Genomic DNA, 25,044 nt, shown 5'->3' with positions numbered 1-25,044 from the left:
TGCCCAGTTACTTCTTGCTCACCTTGGTTAGCACGGTGGTGTAGCCGGGTTTCGAGGCCGTCACCCACACGCCCAAGGTCTTCCGGGCATCGGCTTTGACGACCTTGTAATTCGGCTTGGTGGCCTTGGGGATGATCTTTCCGGAGCGCGTCCATTGGTAGGAGATCTTCACGTTTTTAGTGTTGTAGCTGCCTGCCGTGGCTTTCAAGGTCTTGCCGGTGGATTTCTTGCCGGTGATCACCGGCTTCTTCAGGACCTTGAGCTTGGCGGCTGCGATCTTCCCGGTCGCAGTGCTGGTCACGGTCTTGGTAGTGTAGTTGGCCTTGGCATAGGTCACCGAGACTGAGATCCGTTGGTTCAGATCTGCGGGTTTGAGCGCGTAGGTCTTTGCCGTGGCACCTTTGATCTTCTGGCCGCTGCGCAGCCACTGGTACTTAGTGGACTGGGCGGAGGGAGCCGGTGTGGCGGCCTTGGCGGTGAGTTTGGAACCGACTTTTGAGGTTCCAGAGACCTTTGGCTTGGCAACCGTGATCGTACCCTTGACGACCTTGACTGCCGAGCTGGCCGGCAGCCATACCGATTCTCCGTCCGCCGCGTGCAGAGTTGCCCGCACGGCGATCTTGCGGTTGGCATAGGACTGAGGTGGGGTATAGGTTTTCGCGGTAGCCCGCGGAATCTCGAAACCGTCGACTAGCCACTGATAATGGCGTGTGAACTCCGGGAAGTATGCGGCGTCGAGGGAAGCGGTGAGCTTCTGTCCCACGATCTTGCTGCCGCTGATCGTCGGCTTGGCGATCGAGGCGACTGTCGCGGCAATCGGCGCTCCGTACTTCATCGTCCCCTGCGCCGAGGGGACCCATACTTCGCCGTTTTGACGAACTGCTTTCGTCTCGTAGTTCAGCGCGATGACTTTCTTGGAGTCTTCGCGCACCAGCTGGTAGCTCTCTCCCACGGCACCGGGAATCGGTGCCCCGTTGCGGGTCCACTGCAGGGCCGTGTATGGGTAATTGGTTGTCGGTGCCAGCAGGGCATCTCCCACGACCGCCGCGTCATGGCCCGCCAGCGACGGGTTCCTGTTCAGTGAAATTCGGCCGAGCTGGGCAGTATCGCGCACGCCAATGTGCCAGCTGGCTGCGTAGCTGACAGACTTCAGATTCTCCTGTCCCGGGATCACCGCCTCGAAGTCGGTGAGTTCAGCCGCCACACCCGCGAATCCAGCTTTGTTCGCGGTGAATCCGGTGGGGCTGATCTGGCCCAGGATTCGTTCGCGGGTGTATTCCCACGGCTTGAGCACACTGCCATCCACCGTGATCACCGGTTCAATTTCCGTGCTGGCACCGATCTTCAGTTCGATGAGCGGCTTGGTGTAGCTGGCCAGATCCAGTACTTCGAGATCAGACAGATCCTTGGCCCAGCGATAATCCGTCGAACTCGTGGCGAGCACTTCAAGTTCCTTCAGGTCAGACAACTGTCCCAGCCCAGCCAGCTGCACCTGCTGCCCCTTGGGGAATGTCAATGACAGTGACTCCAGCACTGGCAGCTTGGCTAGTTCCGCGATGATTTCCTGTGGAGCCTTATTGATCCGCACCGATTGCAACTGGGGGTTGGCGGCCAAGACTTCCAGCCCACCGAGCGCCTGCTCCTTCTGGGTGTCGACGCCGATCCACTGGATATCGCGCGTCATCGGCAGTTCCTGCAACGATGCCACGTTCTTGCAGGACAAACCCACGACGACACTAGCGGTCTCATCCATGTACTCGAAGCAGTCTGCAGGGCTGATAGCACCGTGGGCTGGGGGCACGAGCCCGGCGAATACCAAGGCGGTGGCGCCTATAACCGAAGTAAAACGATGCAGCAGCCTCATGTGTTTCCCCAAGCGTGAAAATGCCAAATTTATAGACATCATGTCACAGTGCGGCCAGGTATTGATCATTAGTTCGAACGGTGTTTTTTGAAGACGCATAAAGCACCTCGGCTGAGTGCGGAAACCTGCTGATGATCCAGTAGCTTCGACGCCTAACTGTGTAACTCCACCGAGACGAATGTGCATGCAGCGCGCCAGCCGGTTAATCTCAATGCATGAACAATTTCATCGTCACCCTATCTTGCATCGACCGTCCCGGCATCGTCCATGCCATTTCCGGGGGTCTACTGGGTGCCGGTTGCAATATCACCGAGTCCCAGCAGTTCCTCTCGCCCGAAACCGGCACCTTCTTCATGCGCATCGAGGTAGCCACCGAGCAGTCCCTGGAACAGATCCGCGCAGGACTCGCGCCCATCCGCGACGATTTCCACATGTCCCTCCGTGTGGACGATGGCGCAAAGCGCACCCGCACCATGATCATGTGTTCCAAGGCCGGGCATGCGCTCAACGACCTGCTGTTCGCCCAGCGTGCTGGCACCTTGCCCATCGATGTGCCGGTGATCGTCTCCAACCACCTGGATCTGAAGCCGATGGCCGATTTCTACGGGGTGGACTTCGTGCACCTGCCGGTGACCAAGGAGAACAAGTCCCAGGCCGAGGCTGAGCTGCTCAAGCTCGCCGAGGACTACGGCATCGAACTGGTGGTGCTTGCCCGCTACATGCAGATCCTTTCGGATTCGCTCTGCGAGCGCATGGAAGGCCGGGTCATCAACATCCACCACTCCTTCCTGCCCTCATTCAAGGGCGCCAAGCCGTACCACCAGGCCTATGCACGCGGCGTGAAGCTGATCGGTGCCACCGCGCACTACGTCACCGCGGACCTCGATGAAGGTCCGATCATCGACCAGGAAGTCACCCACGTCTCGCACACCCGCACCGCCGAGCAGCTCGTTGAGCTGGGCCGCAGCGTGGAGGGCCGGACGCTGACCCGCGCCGTGCAGTGGCATGCTGAGCATCGCGTGATGCTCGACGGCCAGCGCACCATCGTCTTCTCGTGACTCGCCCCGTGCGCCTGAGCCAATTAGAGTAGGTGGCATGAGCCACATGATTACTATTGACGGGTCGACTCCACAGGTCGGCGAGAACGTTTTTGTCGCACCCACCGCAGTGTTGAGCGGGGATGTCGCCCTCGCGGATCGCTCCAGCGCCTTCTATGGCGTCTCCGTGCGCGGCGATTCGGCGCCGATTCGTGTGGGTGAAGGCACCAACTTGCAGGACAACGTCGTGCTTCACGCCGATGAGGGTTTTCCTTGCACCCTGGGTGCGGGCATCTCGGTGGGCCACTCGGCCGTGGTGCACGGCGCCACCGTAGGTGACGGCTGCCTTGTGGGCATGAGCGCGACCATCATGAATGGCGCGGTGATCGGCGAGCAGTCGCTGGTTGCTGCAGGTGCACTGGTGTTGGAAGGCACCCAGGTTCCGCCGCGTTCCCTCGTTGCAGGTGTTCCGGCCAAGGTCCGCCGCGAACTGAGCGATGAAGAAGTCGCCGGGTTGAAGACCAACGCTGATCACTATCTCGTGCTGGCAGCCAAGCATCTGGAAGCCAACGCCTAGAGTTTGCGAGGTTCTGGAAGCGCACTGCTTCCAGGACCTTTCGCTTTAAGCATTGTGCGTGCTGCTCATGGCTCGGCGATTTCGACGTCCAGCAACCCAGCACGCCACTTCACCGTGGTCTCCTCCGCCAATGCTTCGGCCTCCAACCCTTCGGCCGGAGTCATGAAATAGGTGTTGATCCGCAAATTCTGCTCCGGATCCAACTCCGGCGGCAACAGCACCATCGGCCGGCTCCCAGGGATCTTCACCGCCTGGAACAACCCGCAATGCCTGGCCGTATGGTGAATCAAGCAATTCAACACCGCAGACTTGATATCAGTGCGCCCGCCCTTCTCCCACGGATCCAGATGATCCGCCTCGCACCGCTGCGCAGGCATGCTGCACCCGGGATAGGAACAGCCTCGATAGGCTGCCCGCAGGGCTCGGACTTGGGCCTTGGTGAATAGCCGCTGCGTTCGTCCGAGATCCAAGGGCAGGCTCTTGCCGTTCAAAACCACCGGGAGAATCCCGGCATTGCACAGTGCGGTCCTGGTTTCTCCCGGGGATAGCAGAATCCCCGAGGAGGTCACAGCGAAATCCTCGGTTCGCTGCTGCAATTTATCCCAATCCAAGATGACGCTCACCTGCGCGCTGGCAAGTCCTGATTGCTGTTCCGGCGGGCCTCCGCTGGGTTTCCGTTCGCTCATCAGCAAGGCCATGAAACCAACGAGTCGTCTTCGCTCGGGTTTCAGGTCTTCCCATTCAGCGTTGGCCGGCTTCGCTTCGGCGGAAGCAACTTCTGGCTGGAGCTCATCATTTCCGCAGTGGAGATTCTCGTCTTCCGAGTCGAGATCTCCAATGTCCTCCGTAGCGTCGCCACCCGGTCCGTCTTTTGCCCAGTCGGGTTTGCTTTCATCATCGTCCCAGCCGCTGGTTTCCTCACCGGTGAACTGGGCATCAACGTCTTTCAAGCCCTCGCGGTTGCCGGCTACGGTGGACGGATTATCCAGATTGGCGAAGTAGGCCTCGATGTATGCGGCATGCGATGGGAGAACACGAATGATGTATTCAACCAGCCCTTTGCGCATACCGCGCTTGAAGATCCCGATTCCGTCGAGCAGAGCCTTGAGCGGGCGCTGGCCCGCTTTGATCTGCGAGACCATGTCGTTGATGTGCTTGCGCGCTGACTTGGGCTCTGAACGCAGGAAGGCTGCGGATTCTGCCTGGAGCTGCTGCTTCTTCGACTCTGCGGCTTTGCCTTCGCCCAGATCCTTGCGGAGCGAATGCAGCTTCATTGCCGCCGAGGCCACCAGCCGCGGATCAATGCTCGGGTCGTCGAACTGCGTAGCAAGCTCCGGCAGCCACGGATCAGTCGGTTGTCCTGCCTCGTCCGTGCCGCCAAGCAGGCAGTCGGCCTGCACCAGGCGGGCGGCGGCGGTGCTGCGCGGGATATCCAGCCAGCCGGTCATCAGTCCTTTGGCATCCTTGAAATGCGTGCGCGCTGTCGTGGTGCGCCCCTTCGCGGCTTCGATTTGCTCGACGGTGGGGTGGGCCCCGAGATCGGAGATGGCCTGGAAGGATTCCTGGTCGAGCTTGTGGGCGCCGGTACGCCGCAGGGCAGCTGCCGCGTGGACCTGGGTCCGGGCGAGAGATTGGGACGTGTCTTCAGCGAGCATCGAAAAATAGGCGGCCTGGCCGGCGGTGAGGCCGCCTTGGGCCAGGACATGGGTCGCTGAAGCGGCCAACGCGTTGGCGTCGGCCAGGTCCTTCAGCGCTTGCGCGATTTCTCTGCTCATGGGTACACCATGCCCCGCAGAAATGGATCTGCAGGGCATGCGTGTACGGGCTGTGGACAAGTCTAGTTGCCGGCTTCAACCGGCAGCCAGAGCTCGCAGGTCGCGGTGCTGAAGTCCGGGGCCCGATCGAGCACGGCGACAATGGACGGCCCCACGCGCAAACGCCACGGATTGGACGGGAACCACGCGGTAGCGGTGGCGGCGTAGAGGTCCTGCAACGCCGACGGGTAGGGTCCCGAAGCGCTGAAGACCGCCCACTGGCCAGCAGGAATCTGGATCGCGTCCAGTTCCTTGGGCACCTCGCTGCCACCGGGTATGGCTACGCCGTGCAGGTAGGTCAGCTCGCTTCCTTCGCGGTAGTCAGGGTCTACCTGGTCGCTGACCTGCAGCAAACCGGCAGGTTGCGCGGAAGACAGCTCCTTGAGCCGAGCGTGCTCGGCTATCGGGATGGAGGCGATGTGGGCTTGGATGTGCGGGTTGGCACCGTTGTGAATCAGCGGTACCTGCGTGGCGTATCCAATGAGCTGGAATTCTTCTCGATCAACTATTCGTGCATCCATGGGACGATTCCCTTCGACGGTCAGGCTGAACCTGATGATTGGTTGGCTTCGAAGGGGGCCACCATTCTCGCGGACATCGGCCACGGACGCGCCATGCACCGCTCGGAAGGCCCGGCCGAATGCTTCGGCCGAACCATAGCCGTAACGGATCGCGATGCTCAGCAGGTCCTGACCGGCAAGCAGATCCGCGGCGGCCTGGGTCATGCGGCGCCGGCGGATGTACTCGGAGACCGGCATGCCGGACAGCGAGGAGAACATCCGTCGCACATGGTATTCGGTCGTACCTTCGGCGTGCACCAAGTCAGCGAGGTTGATCTCGGCGCGTAGCTGAGCCTCGATATGCTCGATGAGCCGATTGAGAATTCCGATCATGATTCCACCCTTCCCCAACTACTATTCTTCAGGGTAGGGGCACGCCGCCCGATAATCGCGGTTCGATGCGATCAGGCGTTTTCCAGAGTCTTTTCACATACCCGGGCGACGACCGGTTTGGACGCCGCGCGGGCCGCGGCCAGGCCGCGTTCCAGATCGGCAATCAGGTCGTCGGCTTCCTCGATGCCCACCGAGAGGCGGACCAGATTGGCCGGGATTTCCAGCGGGGTGCCGATCAGCGAAGCATGGGTCATTTCGCGCGGATAGCAGACCAGGGATTCCACCCCGCCCAGGGAGACCGAGAGCTGGAAGTACTCCATGGATTGGGCGAAGGCGCGGGCGGCGGCTTCATCCGAGAGCTGCAATGAGAGGATCCCGCCAAAGCCGCGGCCGGCCGCGGACTGGGACTTGGCCAGCTCGTGGCCCGGGTGGCGTTCCAGCCCCGGGTAGTAGACGCGGGTGACTTCGGGCTGGTCATCGAGCCAGCGGGCCAGGGTGGAGGCGGTAGCCCCGTGGCGTTCCATGCGCAGGCCCAGGGTCTTCAGCCCGCGGGCGGCCAGGTAGGAATCCTGCGGACCGGAGACCGCGCCCCCGGCAAACTGCTGGTAGCCCACGGCTTCGGCCAGGCTCTGCCCGCGGTGCAGGTGATCGGCCACGATGACGGCCCCGCCGAGCACATCGGAGTGCCCGCCGATGTACTTGGTGGTGGAATGGACCACCGCGTGGGCGCCGAAATCCAGCGGGCGCTGCAGATACGGGGTAGCGAAGGTATTGTCCACCACCAGCAGGGCGCCGTGTTCGCGGGCGATGGCAGCCCAGCCGGCCAGGTCGGCGATGCCCAGCAGCGGGTTGGACGGGGTTTCCACCCAGAGCAGCGCGGTGTTCGGGCGCATCGCGGCGCGCACCGCAGCCAGGTTGGTGATGTCCACCGCCGAAGAGGTGATCCCCCATTTGCCGTGCAGCTTGGAGATCAGCCGGTTGGTGCCGCCGTAGCCGTCGGCACCCAGCACGATGTGATCGCCTGGCGCCAGTATTGCGCGCAGCAGCGCGTCTTCGGCCGCGATTCCCGAAGCGAAGGAGAAGCCGGCGGTGCCGCCTTCCAGCGCGGTGAGCTGGGATTCGAACCCGTTGCGGGTCGGGTTGGAGCCGCGCGAGTACTCGTGCCCGGCGCGCAGCACGTTGATGCCGTCCTGGATGAAGGTGCTGGTCTGGTAGATCGGCGGGATCACCGCACCGGTGTGCGGGTCCTTGTGCTGGCCGGCGTGCACGGCGAGGGTGTTGAAGCCGCTCATGCGAAACTCGCTTCCTTGGTGCCGGCGGTGGCCTGGGTTGCGGCCAGTGCGTGATCCAGCGATTGGGTGATATCTGCGAGCAGGTCGGCGGGGTCTTCCAATCCCACCGACAGGCGCAGGGTGGAGGTGTTCAGGCCCGCGGCGGCCAGCTGCTGCTCCGAGAGCCGGCAGTGCGTCATGGTGGCCGGGTGGGAGACCATGGTGCGGGTGTCCCCCACATTCGCGGCCAGGGAAATCAGCGCCAGCCCGTCGATCACCGGGGAAACCAGCGACGGGTGGGCCAGCTCGATGGCCAGCACGCAGCCGGTGCCCTTCGGGGTGATCTTCGCGGCCAGCTCGTGGCTCGGGTGGGTGGGCAGCGATGGGTGGTGGATGGCCGCGATGCCCGGATGAGCGGAGAGCTTTTCGATCAGCGTGGTGACACTGCGCTGCACGTGCCCGGCACGCACCGGCAGGGTCTCGATTCCGGCCAGGATTCCCTGGGCGCTGGCCGGAGCGAGGGTCGGGCCCAGGTCGTGCAGGAACTTGGAGCGCACCAGCATCGCGTAGGCGGCCGGTCCGTGGCGCTCAAGCAGCGAGGTGTTGTTCAGGCGCACCCGCGGGGCGGCGATCTGCGGCCAGCGGGCGGCATCGGAGAAGTCGAATTTGCCCGAGTCCACCACCACCCCGCCGAGCACCGAGCCGTGCCCGGCCAGGCCCTTGGTGGCCGAGTGCACCACGATGTCGGCACCGATTTCCAGTGGCCGCACATTCAGCGGGGTGGCCAGGGTGTTGTCGACCACCACCGGGATGTTGTGCTCGTGGGCGATCGCCGCGATGGCGGGCAGGTCGGCCACGGTGCACAGCGGGTTGGAGACGGACTCCAGGAAGAACGCCCGGGTGTCCGACTCAATGGCAGCGGCCCAGGCGGACGGATCGGCCTGGTCGACAAAGCTGATGCGGATGCCGAAGTCCGCGAAGGTGTCGGTGAGCAGATCCACGGTGCCGCCGTAGAGCGAGGAGGAGGCCACGATGTGCTTGGGACCCTGGGTCAGGGCCAGCAGGGACAGGGCGACCGCGGACTGGCCGGTGGCGGTGGCTACCGCCTGGGCGCCGCCTTCCAGCGCGGCCACTCGCTGCTCGAGGATCGAGACGGTGGGGTTGCCGGTGCGCGAGTAGGTGAAACCGGCCTGGCGCAGCGCGAACTTCTCGACCGCTTCGGCATGCGATGCGAATTGGTAGGCTGCGGAATTGTGCAGTGGCGGCAGCATCGGGCGGAAGTCTCCGCTCGGGCGGTACCCTGCGTGCACCGCGTCGGTTTCCTGGCTCATGGCTCCTCCTCGTTTTTCTGCGAGGGAGTGCACCGATTAGGCATCGTGCAAAGGCACGAAGCACAGCGCGAAAACGCGTTCGGAACTGCTCCATCGTTCCTGGCATTAGCACCTTTCGGTTTCCCGATGGTTGCTGCGACGTCAACGAGCCAGATCTCTTAGTCGCTCTTGATGGTTTGTTGTTCTTCCATGGTTGGCCATGGGCTGCGAGGGGTGCAAGCGCTATCGGGCGGCCGGCTTCATACAAGGCCGCCAAGCTTCATATGTCGTGAACTTGTCATGATGACGCGGTGGCCGGTGCCACTTTATGACGCGAGCTTTTGAGCGGAATCAGCGTGATGCAGGGGTTCTGCCGGAAGTTTGTGACGATGGGCCGGCGATCGATGACCGAGAGTTACGCCTGGGGCGGCTCAGCCGAGCACCTCGACCCCGAAGCTGGCGACCACGGTGCGGACTTCTTGCAGATAGCGCTGGGCCTGGTCGGTGAGCGGAATGGCGGCGTGGCCGATCCAGCCGATCTCGATGCGCTCCTCGATCGCCAGCGGGATGGCGACGATGGAGGGATCCAGCTCGTCGCTGATGATGCCGGTGGAGATCGTGTACCCGCCCAGGCCGATCATGAGGTTGAAGATGGTAGCGCGGTCGGAGACCTGGATTTCGCGTTGGCTGGAGCGGGTGGAGAGCACCTCCTCGGCGAAGTAGAAGGAATTATTCGCGCCCTGGTCGAAGGTCAGCCGCGGCAGGTCTTCGAGGTCTTCGAGCGTGACCTGGCTTCGGGTGGCCAGCGGGTTGCTGCGCGAGATGAAGATGTGCGGATCGGCCAGGAACAGCGGGTGGAAGACCAGCCGGGATTCGCGCAGCAGCTTGTCAATGACCTTCCGGTTGAAGTCGTTGAGGTAGAGGATCCCGATGTCGCTGCGCAGCGTGCGCACGTCCTCGATGATTTCTTCGGTGCGCGTCTCGCGGAGCGAAAACTGGTATTCCTCGGCGCCGCTGGCCTGGACCATCCGGACAAACGCGTCCACAGAAAATGAGTAGTGCTGGGTGGAGACGCCCAGCAGCCGCCTGGCGGAGGGGCGGCCGAGGTAGCGATGCTCCAGCAGCTCCACTTGCTCCAGGACCTGCCGGGCGTAGCCAAGGAATTCTGCGCCCTCGGCGGTGAGCGTCACTCCCCTGGCCGAGCGCACCAGCAAGGTGCGCCCCACCCGTGATTCAAGCTCCTTCATCGCCGCCGACATGCTGGGCTGCGCGACGTAGATCAGGTCGGCGGCGGCGGAGATGGACCCCTCGGAGGCCACCGCCACGAAATAGCGCAGCTGCTGAAGTGTCAAGCCATTTGTTCCCTGAACCATAGCCAGAGTCTATATGAATCCATAGTTATATCGAGTTACCTGATATCAAGAATCACCCTGCATGATTGACGCAACGACTTCCCCTCGGCCTGCCCAGGCCTCCCAAATACAGATTGGCCATCATGGCAGACGCATTAAATTTCAGCATTAGCACCACAAGATTCGACGAGAATTATTCCCCTTCTGCGAATTCTCGAACCACGACAAACTTCGCCAACTTGGCGCGTGGAGAGCGCCGCGAAGAGAACCTTCGCAATGCCCTGACAATGATCAACCGCCGTTTCAATTCCCTCGCTCACTGGGACAATCCCCAAGGCGACCGCTATTGTCTTGAATTGGAAATCATTTCCGCAAATGTGCATTTTTCTGCCAATAATACCGATCAGGAATTTCCACTTTTAGAAGTGCTTGAAACCACGATCGTGGATAAACTCACGGGTACTCGGTCCCAGGGCATGGTCGGCAATAATTTTTCTTCTTATGTCCGCGATTACGACTTCAGCGTGGTGCTTCCAGCTTCGTGCAATGACAGCGGAGCCCCGGTGCTTCCGGAAGATTTTGGCGATCTCCATGGGCAGCTCTTCCAGCATTTCTTGAACTCACAGGCGTACCGTGAGCGTTTTGCCCAGTTGCCGGTGGTCTGCATCAGCGTCTCGACTTCCAAAACCTATTTCCGCGCCGGCAACAGCCATCCAGTGCTCGGTTTGGAATACCAGCAGGATGAAAATTCATTGACCGACGCGTACTTCGGAAAAATGGGCTTGAGCGTGCGCTACTTCATGCCGCAGGGTGCTGTCGCACCGCTGGCTTTCTACTTCCGTGGCGACCTGCTCAACGACTACACGAACCTGCAGCTGATCAGCCTGATCAGCACCATGGAGACGTTCCAGAAGATCTACCGCCCGGAGATCTACAACGCCAATTCGGCGGCTCCGGCTGTGTACCACCCGAGCCTTGGCGCCGAGGATTTTTCCCCCACCCGCGTCTTCTATGACCGCGAAGAGCGAACCCAACTGGGCAAGATCCAAGGCAAGTTCACCGAAGAGCATTTCATCATCCCAAATCGCCAACTGCTCGATCTGTGGTCCGCTTCCTGCCCGACACCCGTCGCCTAAGATCCAGAAAGATTCCCTTATGACTTCCCCGCTTATCCCCACGTCGATTGTAGGCAGCCTGCCCAAGCCGTCATGGCTTGCCGAGCCTGAAAAGCTCTGGTCCCCTTGGAAGCTTGAAGGCGAGCAATTGCGCGAAGGGCAGCAAGACGCCATGCGCGCAGCGGTGCTCGAGCAGACCCAGCGCGGCATCGACATCATTTCCGACGGCGAGCAGTCCCGCCAGCACTTCGTTACCACCTTCATCGAGCACCTGAGCGGTGTCGATTTCGAGAAGCGCGAGACCGTGCGCATCCGCAACCGCTACGACGCCAGTGTTCCCACCGCCATCGGTGCCGTAGAGCGCGAAAAGCCGGTCTTCGTTCAGGACGCAAAGTTCCTGCGCTCCTGTACCGACAAGCAGATCAAGTGGACCCTGCCTGGCCCGATGACCATGGTTGATACTTTGTACGATGCGCACTACCGCAGCCGCGAGAAACTGGCCTGGGAATTCGCGACCATCTTGAACCAGGAAGCCCGCGAGCTTGAGGCAGCCGGGGTGGATGTCATCCAGTTCGACGAGCCTGCCTTCAACGTCTTTTTTGATGAGGTGGCCGACTGGGGCATCGCCGCACTGGAGCGCGCCTGCGAGGGACTCAAAGCCGAAACCGTAGTCCACATCTGCTTTGGCTACGGCATCAAGGCGAATAATGACTGGAAAGCGACTCTCGGTGCCCAGTGGCGCCACTACGAGAAGTCCTTCCCGCTGCTTCAGGCTTCCTCAATCGACACCGTTTCGCTGGAATCCCACCACTCGAATGTCCCGCTGGAGGTCGTCGAATTGGTGCGCGGCAAGCGAGTGATGCTTGGAGCTATCGACGTGGCCAATGACGCCGTGGAGACTGCCGAGGAAGTGGCGCAGACCCTGCGCAATGCTCTCGAATTTGTCGATGCGGACAAGCTGATTGCCAGCACCAACTGCGGCATGGCCCCCTTCCGCCGCGATGTGGCCCTGGCCAAGCTCAGTGCGCTCAGCGCAGGGGCTGGCATCCTGCGCGAGGAGCTTGTTGGTGCCCGCGTCTGAAGTGATAGAATCGGCGACACCATCGTTGCCCGCGGATGACCTCAAAGCGATCTTCCGCGGGCACCCCGGTACGAGGCAGGGGAAGCAAGCGCGACGGTAGACAGGACGTTCGGGATCTCTAAGACCACTCTGATCAGCATCCTGAACGAACACGGCATGACAATCCGAAAGCTTGGGCTGACAGACAAACAGAAGTTACAGGCCTCTCGTTTACGCCAGTCGGGGCACACCCTAAATGAAGTAGCGCGGCAAATTGGATCAAAGTACAGTGCGGCTCAGCGTTATCTTGCGCTCGAACTTTGACTGCCTTCGCAACTAAAAGTGAATACTTCTACGCAGTGATACGCAAAACCTTCCATCCGTGAACTTCAAGATTTTGTATTGATTTTTCAATCTCTTTGGAGGTTTTGCCAAGTGATTTTTCTACCGCTGCTATGGCAATTAACTCAGTGGGGCGTGTCATTGCGACATAACATTCGTGTAGTCGTTTCTTGTCACTGGATGAAGTCTTGGCTGTGGTGTTTGTTTTCTTCCCCGATAGCCAGGGGATCAGTTTTCCTACGAAGTGTGTCCTGTTGAACGTATCGAGTACAAGCGTTGCTCCGTGAGTCTCGCCTTTGGCTGCATGGATAGAACTGACTTCTACGGAAATATCCGCTAGATCCTCACGACTAAGCACGTATACATTCGTTGGTTTGCCCGCTACGGTTTTGGGACGGGTCGCAAGTAGTTCGCTCTTGACAGGTTCGAAGAAAACTGCCGCGTTTGGTGTCGATCCAAGCCCAACTGTTGTGCTGGTTAGTAGTGTTAGCGCCTTCTGTCTTAGCACCTCCAGCTCACCGAATGTCGGCTCAACTGTAGCCGCCAGGATCAAGCAGAGCGTTTCTTGAAACTCGGATATTTTAGCATTCACCGAATTCACCAGGTCTACGAGCTGTCTATATTTTCGCTGCTTAATAGTGATCCGGTCACCGTAGTCTAGTCCGCTGTTAATGAACCGAATAAGCCCCCCAGCTATATGCTCTAGGCCTTCCGATAACTGACCAGTTTCTGCAACGTTCCCTCGGGCGTGGATCACGTATGCGATGAAGGTACGGTGCGTCTTGGTTGCGGTAGACGATCTTGGTAGGTACGTGGGCAGATAGTGTTTTACGGTTTTTGGAAAGTGGTCAGGGTTGTCTATGTCGTCGTCTGGCAGGATGTGCCTGGCCCCTAGTGCCGAGACTTTTTTGCTGAGCAAGACTTCCTCGGGCACTAAGTCCGCCACGATCTGAGCGAAGGATGGAAGAACCCTGTCGATTTTGTCAGGGTGGAAAACGATGAAGACGTTCTTCTTTGCCGATGAGTTGTGCCCCAGATCAACGCCTCGAAGTCCCGAGGGTTCAACAGGATAGACCGCCAATGGTGAAGCCAGCTTGGCGATCGATGAATCAAACCGAAAGCTATCGGCGATCGAAAACTGATTGCCTTGTGGGTATCCGTTTTTGTGATCCGTCCCAAAGATGGCTTGATTTTGATCGCCTATTCGCTGAATGCTTATATCCTGCTGTTCGTGTGGGAATATCCGATCCAGTAGCTTTGCTTGCTCAGTTGTCGTGTCTTGCATCTCATCAATCATAATGAAGGGGAACCGACGTCTGAGCGCAGCAGCGACTTCCGGATGCAACTCAAGATATCGATTAGCAAAGACGAATATTTCGTCATGTCGGAGGTATCCAAGCTCAACCGAGCTGCGAACGGCACCCGCGGCCGAGGAGTAAGAGTCCGTACCTACCGATGCAATACCAAGAAGACTTTCACCAAAGGGGTTATTCAGGTCAGAGTCAGTGATCTTGATCGCTTCCAGTGAGGTATGCTTTCGGGCTAGAAAATTTCGCAATCCGAATATTTTTTGACCCAGTAGCTGGTCTCGTACCTTGATGGCGATATCGTCATCGACAGCCTTTTGCTCAATCCCAATCGATAGAAGGTACGGAATGGTCAGGAACTTGTTCACGAACGCATGAATAGTTCCGACATAGTGTGGGCGCCCGCCAGATGGAAGCTCTTCGCCAAGAATCTGGAATCGTTTTGATATTTCATCCTTGGCAACGTTCGTGTGTGAGAGAAGGAGCATCCCCCGAGTCTTTGAATCCCATTTGCGAGATAGGAGTAATACCTTAGCGACTACCAGCGTCGTTTTACCGCTTCCAGGGCATGCGCTGACGTCGAATGACGATAAGTCCGATATGAATCTGCGGCGTTCGGTGTCAAGCTCCTTAATTTTCATCGATGAAACCACGCCGTCGATTTCATCAGTCTCGATCGTCGGATGATAGAGCACTTCTGAGATCCACTGCGGGCGTTCAGCCATTATTACGCTCCGTGACATACGTAAGCGCCGCTTTTAGGTAATTTGGCAGAACTTCGTTCAACTTTTCCGCTTGCCCGCTGAATTCATCCTCTAGAAGTTGGGCCAAGTATTGAGCGGCAATCGATTTCGACGCTTTTCCTACGACGAACTCCTTGTAGACGTGTGTTGATAACGTCTCAATGCTCGTATGTGCTGCTTGGAGCTTTTGAAATTCTGCAATCGCGTCAGTCTTCACGCACTCGAACGCGACCGAAGAATCGTCCGCTTCGTGAATACGTTCATCCGCCTGAGCGAGTTTAGCTGCCGTAAACACCTGGCTAGCCAATCCCGCATGCGCTAGGTCGTATTCAAAAGTCCAGTGGTCGGCGTAAAACGTTCTAACCTGCTGGCCATCGTCAGCGGTTAATTTATTGACAATCGCAGCCCGGCCGGCTTCATATTCTACTTCGTTCGGAAAGTTTGGGTCGCTGAGGAATTTAGGATCTTCTTTGATGCGCCACTTTCTGTGGCTACTACTCCATTTTTCGTCATCGCTATTTTTTACGTATTTCAGAATCTGTGGAGCGTTATTTGGCATGATGTCTCGATCACCCATGGATGCAACGGGAATCTTGATCGTTGTTTGCTCCGCGGTGCCCCCAGGAGATGCGATACGCTTCCGCTGGAAAATGCGAGTGTAACGGCGCAACCCTGTCGAACCGACGTTGACTATAGATACGCCAAACTTCGTAAGATCACGCTCGATGAGTCGTGCAATAGTTGGGAGTAGTAGTTTCTCAGCGTCACCTTCTACGACGATGACACCCTGTGCGAAGAATAGATTCGACTTAGTTGCGTCGAGGAACCTCGCCAGGAATCCATAATCAGACTTGGATAGCATCGTTCGGTCTTGCTCAAGTGAAAAGGCTTGGCTTCCATTGACCAGCACGATATTCTCGACCTTGACCTTGGACGCGAGAATAGGGCTGTGGGTCGAAATAATGACCTGAACTGGTGGTTGACCGTCTTGACGAGTTGCTCTACTTTCCAGAAAACTCATCAGCTGCAATTGTCGCTGCGGATGAAGATGAGCTTCGGGTTCTTCAATAAGTAGCAGAGGCAACCCTTCGCGCTCTTTGGCTATTAGAAGTAGCTCGCACGCCATATACATTAAGTTGTTCGAGCCCAAGCCATATCGTCCATCGTTGGACTGCGATGAACTATCTAGTAGGTTCAACTCAAGTCGTTCCAAGATTTGCTTTAATCGTGTGGTGTCATCCGGTCCGCTCACAAAGTTGATCTCAGCGGTCAGATTATCGCCCACCAGGCTCAATTTTGAAAGGTAGTCATTATTGATGCTGGTCGTTGCAGCATTCACGCCGTCGTGACGATTTACTAGATACCGGATGTAGTCAGAGAGGCCGGCCAAGCTAAGGGATTCAACCCCAGCAATGTCTCCGGGTAGGCTATCCGGGTCGAGGGTGTCACCGCTTGAAATGTCGGGAAACTTGTTGAGAACCTGAGATAGTCGCGAATTCCTGCCGGAAGACATTTCGCGTTCAGCGTCGCGAAGCGGGCGTAGGTAAGCGCAAGCCAAGAGGTTTTTGGTCGCCGAATCAATGGACGGTCCTTGACCATCGCGTCCAGACTTCAGCGTGATGTCGTTCCAGCGGCGAGAAGTAGACGAGGTTTTCTTGACGCACTTCCACTGAAGGTAGAAAACTAGCTCGCCATTTTCAGTTGGAGTCAGATACTCCAGGAAGGTAGATTGGTCGGCTGTGGAGAGACCAGAAAAACAACAAGTCAACGTAATATCGCTGGATGCTCCACTACTCCTAGATACGTGAAAATCTTCCGGCTGGACAGATATGAATTCCTGGTCTTTGGTGGTCAGAACGTATCGGATGGCATCGATGATCGCTGTCTTGCCACTGTCGTTCGGACCAGCCAAAGCAACAACTCCCGGCTGAAATTCGACCACAATCCCTTCGGAGTCGAACTGTCGAAAGTTTCTAATTTGAATTTGAGATAAATGCATGCAAAATCGACTCCTCGAAATAGTTATAGAATTCATGGTTTTTCAACGCAAGAATCACTCTAAATATTCTAACAAGTTTGATGTTTACGGCCAGCCTATTCGCCTTATCAAGGATTGAGCAGTTCTTCGACCGACTTCTCCATCGAGATGCCGTCCGCATACACGGCCGTCGGGAATGCTCCATCTGCCAATTGCTGCCCCTGTCGAAGAATCCAATCCCAACTATCCCACACTGTGCTCAGCGACTACCGCGTCAGAGTCATTGTTGAGCCGACAACTCAAGCCTTCCTACGCCCAGACCCTCTCTTTGGCGGGCATTACCAACCTTTCGAAGAGGAACACCGCGTCCTCAATCATCAGCCCATTGATTCCACCATTATTACCCAATACGGCAGGCAGCAACTGCTTGAGTCACCGGCTGAGCTTCTCGAAGACCTCAACGCACAATTTGGATACCACGCCAGCCCCACCGCCGACGAGCTCGAACGAGAGATCCTCCTCAACGACTAGCAAACAATCGGCGAGCGCACGAGGCATGAATGCGCGAGGACGTACGGTCAGCGGCTGAGTTTCGTGCTAATTTCGCTTCCTGGTCTGCATGGCGATATGTCCCCCACCGGCCGGCAGCACAGGAGGCTGCCTGCGCTTCACCGTTAGTTGTTTACCAGGAGGATGGTTTCTGCTTTGCATGGCTCCGAATAAAACCAGAGCTAGGCAATCGGTCGCTACTAGGCCAATACCTTCCGTAATCGAAGGACTGCTTTCGGGCAAAATCATAGACTTCACTAATGACCCCTGCGATTTGTTCATCGGAGGAACTGCCGAAAATCTGGGATCGGAAAGTGCCCTCATTATCATCAAGCTTCTCGATAATCGGCTGGATACGATTCTGATGATAGGCAGCGCAGCTCGGATAAAACTCATAGTGTCCGTTACCGGGGTTTTCGTTAAGAGCTATGCAGCACCAGAGGAAATCGAACTGCAACAGAGATTCAAGTAATACGTCAGGGATCGATGTGGGTTGAGTTTCTTCTGTTGCTTCCTTGAACGTGTAGTCCGGACTCAGATGTGGGGTATTGGCAATGATCTGTCGAGCGGCAGAGATCATGCCGACACCAGCTTTGTCGTTTTCAAAGAGGTTGGCATGAGAAGCTTCGGTGAGCCCGTGGCGGATCCATGATTTGTATCCATACGGGGAAGTGCCGATGGGGTGCAGCACAATTGACCGCAGGATTTCGTAGTGTTCGGTCCTCATCACCAAAGATCCGACGACCATGACTCTGGAGATGATTTCGAGCCCGTAGCGTATGGCGTTGTATTTGAAGATTTTCGAGTTCTCGTAATTGCGTTTATAGATCTTGTAGAGTGCATCGGTGACTTTGATTAGGGTGGCAGCGTCGTCAGTCAAACAGGCTTCGCAGGCAAGAACAGTGAGTTTATCGAGAATCTCAACCCGACGGTCATCGTCTTCGATGGCTTGCTCGTAGGCGGCCGTGCCGTTAAGAATAACGCGTTTGAGCATTGGCGATTGATCAATTTCGAGGACTCTTCGTACTGCCGCAGTGAAACTCGGTAAGCCCATGTCGAAGTCAGGCGCTACCGGCTGTGCAGGACCTGCAGCGCCCAGTTGCGCAACGACCCGGTGGATCAGTTCATCAACATCCGCTCGGGCTGCTGCACGCACCTGCTGCTGCAAGTTGTGCAGAATCTGCTCCCATGTTTTATGGGAGGCAAGGATGTTCTGAGACCCCTCCCGGGTAAAGACCGTGCCTCGTTGGAAGATCGGTTTTCCGTTAGGCACTGATCCTAGCTTTTTGGTTACCAGAGGTAAGCCATCGCGCGGGGGCGCAATGTAGATGACTGCTAACTGATATGAGCGCCCCTCATAAGTGATGGTGTGAATCTGCGAACGGATGTCGATATGGCCATCCACGTAACCTTCGACAGCATCTTTAAGGGCTGCTGAATCGAGGTTCTGCCCGCTGAAATCTATGCCTTCTGCGGGGCGACCATCATCCTGGGCTCCGATAACGAGGTAACCGCCCTCTGGCTGGTTCCCCATAGCCGCACAGTCCTTAATGAATTCCAACTTCTTGCTCTTATCGTTCAAGTCGATGCTGCGCTTAAAATCAAGCGAAGAAAACTCGGCCTGAGCACCCAGTAACTCCAGGAGTTTCTCTCGGTCGACCCGCCCATCGCAGACAAACGGCTGCGGCGGAACTCCTAGTTGAGGCTGATCCATCTACATGTCCTTTCAACGATTTCATAAATGCGGTTAAACGATTGGTTTATATCTCAATCATCAGGCATCGCCAGGTCAGTTAGGTCTTATGGTAGAATCGGCTCGCCATCAGAAGGGCAGACTCGTCGAGCGCTGTCGGTGTGTGTGGGACGTTTGGTTGCGGCCCAAGCTGGTTCGTTTGCCTGTCGGAGGTAGGGGTTCCAGGGGCGTGTCGCCAATACCTGGGTCCGCGTTCTTCGGGGTTCCGATGCCGCTGGGCGATAGCCACCGTATGACGTCGTCCTCAGGACGAGGCGAGGGGGTCGTTGAGGCAGATTAGGAGTTTGAAGGACTCATCGAAGGTACGTCGCGCACCGAGTTGCCGTTCATTGATGCGACCGAAGCACCATACAGCTGCTCCTATTGGGTTCAACCATGGTTGAAAGAAGTGCAAATGTCTTCGACGGATAAGTGTTTTGCTTCTGTCAGCATCATTAGTTCGTGCCGGCAGAGATCGGAGCAGCTAAAGTTCGGAGGCCGTGATATCTTTCTCACTGCTGTTTTGCAGTACGGCGGACGCCTCCCGCTTCCTATTCAGCGCCTCGGTGATCATGCCACCGCTGAGCAGTACCGCGCCGGCGATCGCCAACAGCGCGCCGACCAGCGGGTCGACGAATAGCCCGACGAGGCCAAGGACGAACACGGTCCAGCCAAGCACCATCAGCGTGGTGGTTCCGACAATCCCTTTTTGAGCCATGGGTTCAGCCTACTAGTTATTTGATCTGCAATCTGGAATAACTAATGTTGAGCAATGGGCCGGTCACCAGATTTTTCATCGCTACCAGCCAACGGACACAATAGTCATAGTACCCGAAAGGACATTCTTCTTATGGCGTTACGTGTATTGCTCCCCTGGCAGGATCTCGTCGACCGGCTGCAGCTTCCGGGAATCGAACCGATCCTCTGGCACATCGATGATGACCCCAAGGACGCCCCTCCGGCCGACGTGCTGGTTACCGAACGCCCGAGCAACCCTCAGCTGCGTTCAAGGGTCTCCCGCATCAAGGGGCTGACGCATGTCCACCTGCTCTCCATCGGCTACGAGTGGGTTCTGGAGCATCTTCCTGAGCAAGTGTCATTGACCAATTCCACGGGCGCCGTGGAAGATGCCACCGCAGAACACTGCCTCGCTCTGGTCCTCGCTTCCCTGCGCCAACTGCCGCAAGTTGGCCAGCAGCAGTGCGAGCGGCAGTGGACCAGGACGTGGACCGGCTCGCTACACGGGTCAAAGGTAGTGCTTCTCGGGGCCGGAGGAGTCGGCAGCGAGATCCGTTCGCGGCTTCTGCCCTTCAAGCCTGCCGAGCTAACGTCATTTGCCCGCACTGAACGGGTCCATGAGCAGGGCCACACCATCCATTCTCTCGATAGGCTCTGGGATTTTCTTCCCACTGCCGATGTGGTGATTGTTGCCCTGCCGCATACCCCCGAAACCGAGCAGCTTATCGACGCCGAATTCCTCTCGGCAATGAAGGACGGAACACTGCTGGTCAATGTGGGACGCGGGCCCATCGTCGACACCGAAGCCCTGTTGCCGGTGCTGCAAACCGGCAGGCTGCATGCGGCTTTGGATGTCACCGATCCCGAGCCGCTGCCGGCAAACCACGCGCTGTGGAACGCACCGAATTGCATCATCACCCCGCACATGGCTGGAGACACTGGACAGTTCATCTCGCTGGTCTCCGAAATGGCAGTCAACCAGGTTATCGCCTTTGCGCATGGTGGAGAACTCGCCAACCAAATCATCAATTGACGCGGCGTTGAGCCGTAGATCGCCTAGGCTGGTTTCTACCATGGAATACAGGGCCAAGACACACCAAAGCGGCGGTCGGGATCGCGCCATTGCCGAGCCGAGCCTGAACGATGAGGACGAGTTCCGCATCGATATCGAGCGCATCCGCTTCTCCCCCTACTTCTCCCGGCTGTCCTCGGTCACCCAGGTGATTCCACAGGCAGGCTCCGGCACCCTGGTGCACAACCGGCTGACCCATTCGCTAAAGGTCTCGGCGGTGGCCCGCTCCATTGCGATCCGGCTGCGTAAAGCTGATGAATCAACTAGAAGACTCGTCGACCATTTGGGTGGCTGCGACCCGGTAGTCGTGCAGGCCGCCGCGGCGGCCCACGACCTGGGGCATCCTCCTTTCGGCCACCTCGGCGAGCTGGAACTGGACCGCGTGGCCCGGGGAACTCTGAACTTGCCCGACGGCTTCGAGGGCAATGCCCAGACCTTCCGCATCCTCACCGCGCTGGACAGCTGCGATGCCACCGCCCGCGGCATGAATCTGACCCGCGCGGTGCGCGCCGCCGTGCTGAAGTACCCGTGGACCCGCAACGAATGGCGTGCCCTCGCCCCGTTGGCCCCCGAGATGCTGCCGCGCGGCGTGGGGACCGACCCGGCGGCCGGCGCGTTGAAATATTCGGCCTATGATGTGGATGCCCACGAGATGGCCGACGTACTCTCGGTGTTCCCCAACATCGGCCAGCACCAGCAGACCCTCGAGAGCTCCGTCATGGACATCGCCGATGACATTGCCTACGCCGTGCACGACCTGGACGACTTCTACCGGGCCGGAGTGCTGCAATACACCAGCGTATCGGCGGAATTGCGTGCCTGGCTGGAGCATTCGGAGAGCCTGGGACAGCTGAAGCAGGCCGAACTCGATGCCCGCCGGCCTGGCCACGCCTTGGAGCAGACCTGGCGGCGGGCGCTGGCCAAGGATCCATGGATCGCCGACGCGCAGGCATTCCGGGAATCCGTGGAACGGGTGGGCCATGACCTGGTCGACGGGCTGCTGGGTGTCCCCTACGACGGCGGACTGGAAGCGGATCGCGCGGTCACCGCGTTCACCCGACGATGGATCGAACGACTCCAGACCTCGGTGACTGTGGAGCAGACCCCCACCGTGCGCAGCGGCCACGTCCGGTTGGGCGATGAAGCCTGGCACGACGTGATCGTGCTGAAATTCGTCCACTCGCGCTTCGTGCTCGAGCGCCCGGACTTGGCCGTGTACCAGCGCGGACAGACCCGGATCATCCGCTCACTGGCCGAAGGGTTCCACAACTGGCTCAATGATCCCGATGATGCCGGACGCGCCCCGCGCCGGCTGCTCGATTCGGTCGAAGCGGCCACGCAGGAGTACCGGAACCTGCGCGAGCTGTCCCCCGAACTATTCCGCCAAGCCGGACCAGACGAGGTGCAGCGCTTGGGCCAGTCACGGGCCATCGTGGACTACATCGCCTCGTTCACCGATGCCCAGGCCGTCTCGCTCAACGCCTTGCTGACCGGCACTGCCGACAACCTCTGGGAAGCAGGTCGCGGTCTCTAGGGACCTTGGACCAATGCGAAGAAATTCTTGTCAAACCGCCAGGGTGAGCCCGGCAAGTTCTTCCGCAATGATCATTTGCATCAGTGAATGCGTCTGCGCTGGATCAATTCCGGCGTTGAAGTGGCGTGCCATAAGGACAGCCATGCGATCGGCAGCCTCGTTGTAACAGTTTCCGTTGTGCCCACGCACCCAAAGTGCCCGGGTGCTTCCGCTGCGCCGTGCTATCGCAACTTCGAGGGCAACATGATGCGGTTGTCTTGTTTGGAGCCGCCCACCCGCAATGTCATTGACGGACTTCACCAGTGCCCGGTTGTCGCTGAAGATAGTGAGGTCCGAATCTGCAGGGGTATGCCTCAGGGCCAATAATGCACCCGTCGTCTCGGCCATAAGTGGGCTGCGCGAGAAATTCTTCGGTGAAATCTGCGACGCCCAATGACCTTGGATGGTAAGCATGGCCCCCGCTCCGCGATCTTTGCCATGATGGGGCAGAGATCCATCCGTGTAGGCAATAACGCTGGAACGTGGAGCATACGCTTCGATTCGAGGCGCCAGCGCTTTCTGATTTGCCTGCCTCGCCAGTTCCAGGTCAACGCCGAACAGCCACGGTGGATTCATGCAGAATACTGGATTGCTCGACACGTCTGCCAAACCCAGTCCATCACGGTTCGAAAGCAGAAGATCGATGGAGGCAGGGGTGGTGATCAGACTTGTTCCGGTGAATTCGGCAATTGATTCCAGAATCGCAGTCGCCAGCTCGCTGCTTCTGCATGTTCCGGAGAGCGTGATTGCAGGATTAGATCTGGCATCGCAAAGAGTCACCGCGAAATCAAAATGCAGTCCCTGTTCGCTGCGCTGGGCTAGATGCCCATCAAGAACTACTTTCGCAGAAAACGGTATATACGCGTGCTTGGCACCTGCAAGATCGAGGGTATAGGGCGAACGATCCACTACTGCGAGAATTCGCATTGGCTGGACTTGGCGCTCTGCCGAAGCGAATCGCCGGACACCGTCCGTTTCGACAACAACTGAGATCTGCGATCCCGGGAACTGGGCAGGCATCATTCCTCCAAGCGCACCTGAAATACTTGAGAATGATATTACTGACGGGTCCCGGAATTTTGGTTTCTCCGGCGTTAAATAATGGATTGCTTTATCAAATAGTTACCTTTTGCGCATTTCGCAATTACAAGAAAGCTCATGAATAGGTGGCAATTCATGCCGATCCAGCGACACCCACCGTTTCATGCGAACCTGCACCTCGCTCATGCATCCAAACTCCGGTTTAGTTCCGCTTTCCAATGCTCTCCTATCCTCATCCGAAAAATTCCAGTTACATCGATGGATCCGTGAGCTAATTTGTCATCTGTTCATGAGAATATTCAACTAGTAAATGCAAGATCTTGGCCGAGGAGCTAAATCTGAAAAATGGATTCACAATTAGCTATCAGAATCATTGAAGCTGTCCGGCTCCTCCACCGGCTAGGATACGGCGGCCTGAGAATTCTTCCAGGAATCAACGCGTCTGGTACTGCGTGGAGGATCATCATCTTCAACGTCACCGAATGGGACTTTGAGGGCAAATATGGATCACCTTTTGAAGCCAACGAGTCGTGCCGCTATTCAACAGCGGGTGACAACGTATTCAACGGAGATATCCAGTTCCCGGAAGATGTCAGCCATGTACGTGTCGCTGAAGCAATACTTGACGGCATGCCTTCACTTCAGAGGACGCCCCTGAGCCAGACGGGAAACGAAGAATATGTTCGATGGTATGCACAGCTGGCTTCACAAGTACACGCCCTGACTGATTTGCCGGTAGCCTACGCAGATTACTTTGATGACTCAGGAGGCTGGGAAATCGGCTGGGGAACTGGAAGGCGAATCCCCCATCCGCCGGTCCACGTTCCAGTGATCGAAGAGTCGTCCTCCGCAGCCAGGCGTGACGAATACTATGTTCTGGAGCTTTGCGCCCGGCATCTGGGCGCTGAATGCGAGAACCAGAAAACTTTCTCGTGGTTGCTAGGGGATCCATCAAAGGAGTCGGGAAAACGGAAACTGCTGCCAGTAGATGGCTTCTGGGCTGACCATGACCTGGTCGTCGAGTATCACGAAAAGCAGCATTCGGAATCCGTGCCCTTTTTCGATTCAAAGATCACGGCGACGGGCATGCCGCGTGGAGAGCAAAGAAAACTCTATGATGCTCGCAAGGCCCAGCAAATCCCCGAGAACGGTTATGATTTGGTCATCATCGACTACCGCGACTTTGCACATCGCAAAGGAAAAATCATAAGGGACCCGGAAAAAGATCAACAGATTGTTGCGGATCTCCTGGATCGCGCATCGAAGAACGTGAGTCCTGCGGTGGTTTCCAATTACGAAATACCTCAGAATTCGCCCCGGTAGACATTCCAGGTTAAAAGCCACTGGCCCCAATCCTCGTCGAGAATTGGGGCCAGTGCCTTAGCTGTAAGAACTATCTGGTCAGCAGTTCCAGAGCCTTGTTCAGGGTTGCGCTTGGGCGCATCACAGCCGAGGTCTTGGCTTCGTCTGGACGGTAGTAGCCAGCAATGTCCACGGCCTTGCCCTGGACCTCGGCGAGCCCAGCCTCATTGGCCTGCTCGTTTTCCTCCGCCACCTTGGGGCGACGGCGGCGAACGCGGAATCTTCTCAACGCCTTGCTGACCGGCACCGTCGACAACCTGGGCGTGGTGGGCCGGGGTATCCCAGGCTGCTGCCCATACTGTCCGTTGCGGGTG

20 protein-coding genes and 1 riboswitch are annotated in these 25,044 nt (G+C 58.0%); of the genes, 8 read left to right on the top strand and 12 right to left on the bottom strand.

Going from position 1 to position 25,044, the window contains the following annotated elements:
- Positions 1–7 precede the first annotated feature (7 nt).
- On the bottom strand, positions 8–1,753 hold the full coding sequence (locus tag ACIOJF_RS16905; RefSeq protein ID WP_146112264.1) for a hypothetical protein: 1,746 nt from the start codon (positions 1,751–1,753) through the stop codon (positions 8–10).
- A gap of 326 nt (positions 1,754–2,079) precedes the next feature.
- On the opposite strand from ACIOJF_RS16905, the gene purU reads away from it, so the two are divergent.
- Positions 2,080–2,922 carry a formyltetrahydrofolate deformylase gene (gene purU / locus ACIOJF_RS16900; protein ID WP_105661680.1) on the top strand — a complete coding sequence of 281 codons (843 nt, stop codon included), beginning with the start codon at positions 2,080–2,082 and terminating at the stop codon, positions 2,920–2,922.
- A 37-nt stretch (positions 2,923–2,959) separates the two neighbouring features.
- Entirely contained in the window at positions 2,960–3,478 is a 519-nt protein-coding gene (locus ACIOJF_RS16895; RefSeq protein ID WP_400291308.1) for a gamma carbonic anhydrase family protein, read from the top strand.
- Positions 3,479–3,543: 65 nt separating this feature from the next.
- Here ACIOJF_RS16895 and ACIOJF_RS16890 read toward each other — a convergent pair whose 3' ends face one another.
- The 5 genes from ACIOJF_RS16890 to ACIOJF_RS16870 form a co-directional block, all read right to left on the bottom strand.
- Positions 3,544–5,253, bottom strand: coding sequence for a DUF222 domain-containing protein (locus tag ACIOJF_RS16890; protein WP_402741948.1), 1,710 nt, complete (start codon positions 5,251–5,253; stop codon positions 3,544–3,546).
- A 62-nt stretch (positions 5,254–5,315) separates the two neighbouring features.
- The gene (locus ACIOJF_RS16885) at positions 5,316–6,185 is read right to left on the bottom strand and encodes a GyrI-like domain-containing protein (RefSeq protein ID WP_402741947.1); all 870 of its coding nucleotides are present in this window, start codon (positions 6,183–6,185) and stop codon (positions 5,316–5,318) included.
- Between the two features lie 71 nt (positions 6,186–6,256).
- Positions 6,257–7,477, bottom strand: a complete 1,221-nt coding sequence (locus ACIOJF_RS16880; protein ID WP_402741946.1) for a cystathionine gamma-synthase — start codon at positions 7,475–7,477, stop codon at positions 6,257–6,259.
- A complete protein-coding gene (locus ACIOJF_RS16875; protein WP_402741945.1) occupies positions 7,474–8,787 on the bottom strand; it encodes an O-acetylhomoserine aminocarboxypropyltransferase/cysteine synthase family protein in 1,314 nt (437 codons plus the stop codon). Before ACIOJF_RS16875 ends, ACIOJF_RS16880 begins: the two co-directional genes overlap by 4 nt.
- 87 nt (positions 8,788–8,874) lie before the next feature.
- Positions 8,875–8,965: riboswitch (SAM riboswitch) on the bottom strand.
- Between the two features lie 232 nt (positions 8,966–9,197).
- Positions 9,198–10,139: a LysR family transcriptional regulator gene (locus ACIOJF_RS16870; protein ID WP_402741944.1), complete on the bottom strand. Its 942-nt coding sequence runs from the start codon at positions 10,137–10,139 to the stop codon at positions 9,198–9,200.
- 122 nt (positions 10,140–10,261) lie between these two features.
- On the opposite strand from ACIOJF_RS16870, the gene ACIOJF_RS16865 reads away from it, so the two are divergent.
- Together ACIOJF_RS16865 and ACIOJF_RS16860 are read left to right on the top strand one after the other, a co-directional pair.
- The gene (locus ACIOJF_RS16865; RefSeq protein ID WP_402741957.1) at positions 10,262–11,254 is read left to right on the top strand and encodes a DUF1852 domain-containing protein; all 993 of its coding nucleotides are present in this window, start codon (positions 10,262–10,264) and stop codon (positions 11,252–11,254) included.
- A gap of 19 nt (positions 11,255–11,273) precedes the next feature.
- Positions 11,274–12,314, top strand: coding sequence for a methionine synthase (locus tag ACIOJF_RS16860; RefSeq protein ID WP_402741943.1), 1,041 nt, complete (start codon positions 11,274–11,276; stop codon positions 12,312–12,314).
- A 331-nt stretch (positions 12,315–12,645) separates the two neighbouring features.
- On the opposite strand, the gene ACIOJF_RS16855 is transcribed toward ACIOJF_RS16860, so the two are convergent.
- A complete protein-coding gene (locus tag ACIOJF_RS16855; RefSeq protein WP_402741942.1) occupies positions 12,646–14,667 on the bottom strand; it encodes a UvrD-helicase domain-containing protein in 2,022 nt (673 codons plus the stop codon).
- Positions 14,660–16,684, bottom strand: coding sequence for an ATP-dependent nuclease (locus ACIOJF_RS16850; protein ID WP_402741941.1), 2,025 nt, complete (start codon positions 16,682–16,684; stop codon positions 14,660–14,662). The genes ACIOJF_RS16855 and ACIOJF_RS16850 overlap by 8 nt, the downstream gene beginning before the upstream one ends.
- Positions 16,685–16,918: 234 nt before the next feature.
- Between ACIOJF_RS16850 and ACIOJF_RS16845 the strand changes: the two genes are divergently transcribed.
- Positions 16,919–17,194, top strand: coding sequence for a hypothetical protein (locus ACIOJF_RS16845; RefSeq protein WP_402741940.1), 276 nt, complete (start codon positions 16,919–16,921; stop codon positions 17,192–17,194).
- Between the two features lie 151 nt (positions 17,195–17,345).
- Here ACIOJF_RS16845 and ACIOJF_RS16840 read toward each other — a convergent pair whose 3' ends face one another.
- Both ACIOJF_RS16840 and ACIOJF_RS16835 read right to left on the bottom strand, forming a co-directional pair.
- Complete coding sequence (locus tag ACIOJF_RS16840) at positions 17,346–18,926, bottom strand: helix-turn-helix domain-containing protein (protein ID WP_402741939.1); 1,581 nt, start codon at positions 18,924–18,926, stop codon at positions 17,346–17,348.
- A 502-nt stretch (positions 18,927–19,428) separates the two neighbouring features.
- Positions 19,429–19,662 carry a hypothetical protein gene (locus ACIOJF_RS16835; RefSeq protein ID WP_402741938.1) on the bottom strand — a complete coding sequence of 78 codons (234 nt, stop codon included), beginning with the start codon at positions 19,660–19,662 and terminating at the stop codon, positions 19,429–19,431.
- Positions 19,663–19,794: 132 nt separating this feature from the next.
- Here ACIOJF_RS16835 and ACIOJF_RS16830 point away from each other — a divergent pair, with 132 nt between their 5' ends.
- Positions 19,795–20,715 (top strand): 2-hydroxyacid dehydrogenase, encoded by a 921-nt coding sequence (locus tag ACIOJF_RS16830; RefSeq protein WP_402741937.1) that lies wholly within the window; start codon positions 19,795–19,797, stop codon positions 20,713–20,715.
- 40 nt (positions 20,716–20,755) lie between these two features.
- Complete coding sequence (locus tag ACIOJF_RS16825; RefSeq protein ID WP_402741936.1) at positions 20,756–22,288, top strand: deoxyguanosinetriphosphate triphosphohydrolase family protein; 1,533 nt, start codon at positions 20,756–20,758, stop codon at positions 22,286–22,288.
- 30 nt (positions 22,289–22,318) lie between these two features.
- Here the strand turns inward: ACIOJF_RS16825 and ACIOJF_RS16820 are convergent, their stop codons facing one another.
- Positions 22,319–23,350, bottom strand: a complete 1,032-nt coding sequence (locus tag ACIOJF_RS16820) for an RNase H family protein (protein WP_402741935.1) — start codon at positions 23,348–23,350, stop codon at positions 22,319–22,321.
- A gap of 363 nt (positions 23,351–23,713) precedes the next feature.
- Here ACIOJF_RS16820 and ACIOJF_RS16815 point away from each other — a divergent pair, with 363 nt between their 5' ends.
- Entirely contained in the window at positions 23,714–24,691 is a 978-nt protein-coding gene (locus tag ACIOJF_RS16815; RefSeq protein WP_402741934.1) for a hypothetical protein, read from the top strand.
- 70 nt (positions 24,692–24,761) lie between these two features.
- Here ACIOJF_RS16815 and ACIOJF_RS16810 read toward each other — a convergent pair whose 3' ends face one another.
- On the bottom strand, positions 24,762–24,977 hold the full coding sequence (locus ACIOJF_RS16810; protein WP_402741933.1) for an NADP-dependent isocitrate dehydrogenase: 216 nt from the start codon (positions 24,975–24,977) through the stop codon (positions 24,762–24,764).
- Positions 24,978–25,044: the final 67 nt, after the last annotated feature.

The organism is Glutamicibacter sp. NPDC087831, from assembly GCF_044742845.1.
Taxonomy (GTDB): Bacteria; Actinomycetota; Actinomycetes; order Actinomycetales; family Micrococcaceae; genus Glutamicibacter.
Note: the sequence above shows the minus strand (reverse complement) of the source record. Positions and strands in the feature narration are given on the sequence as shown.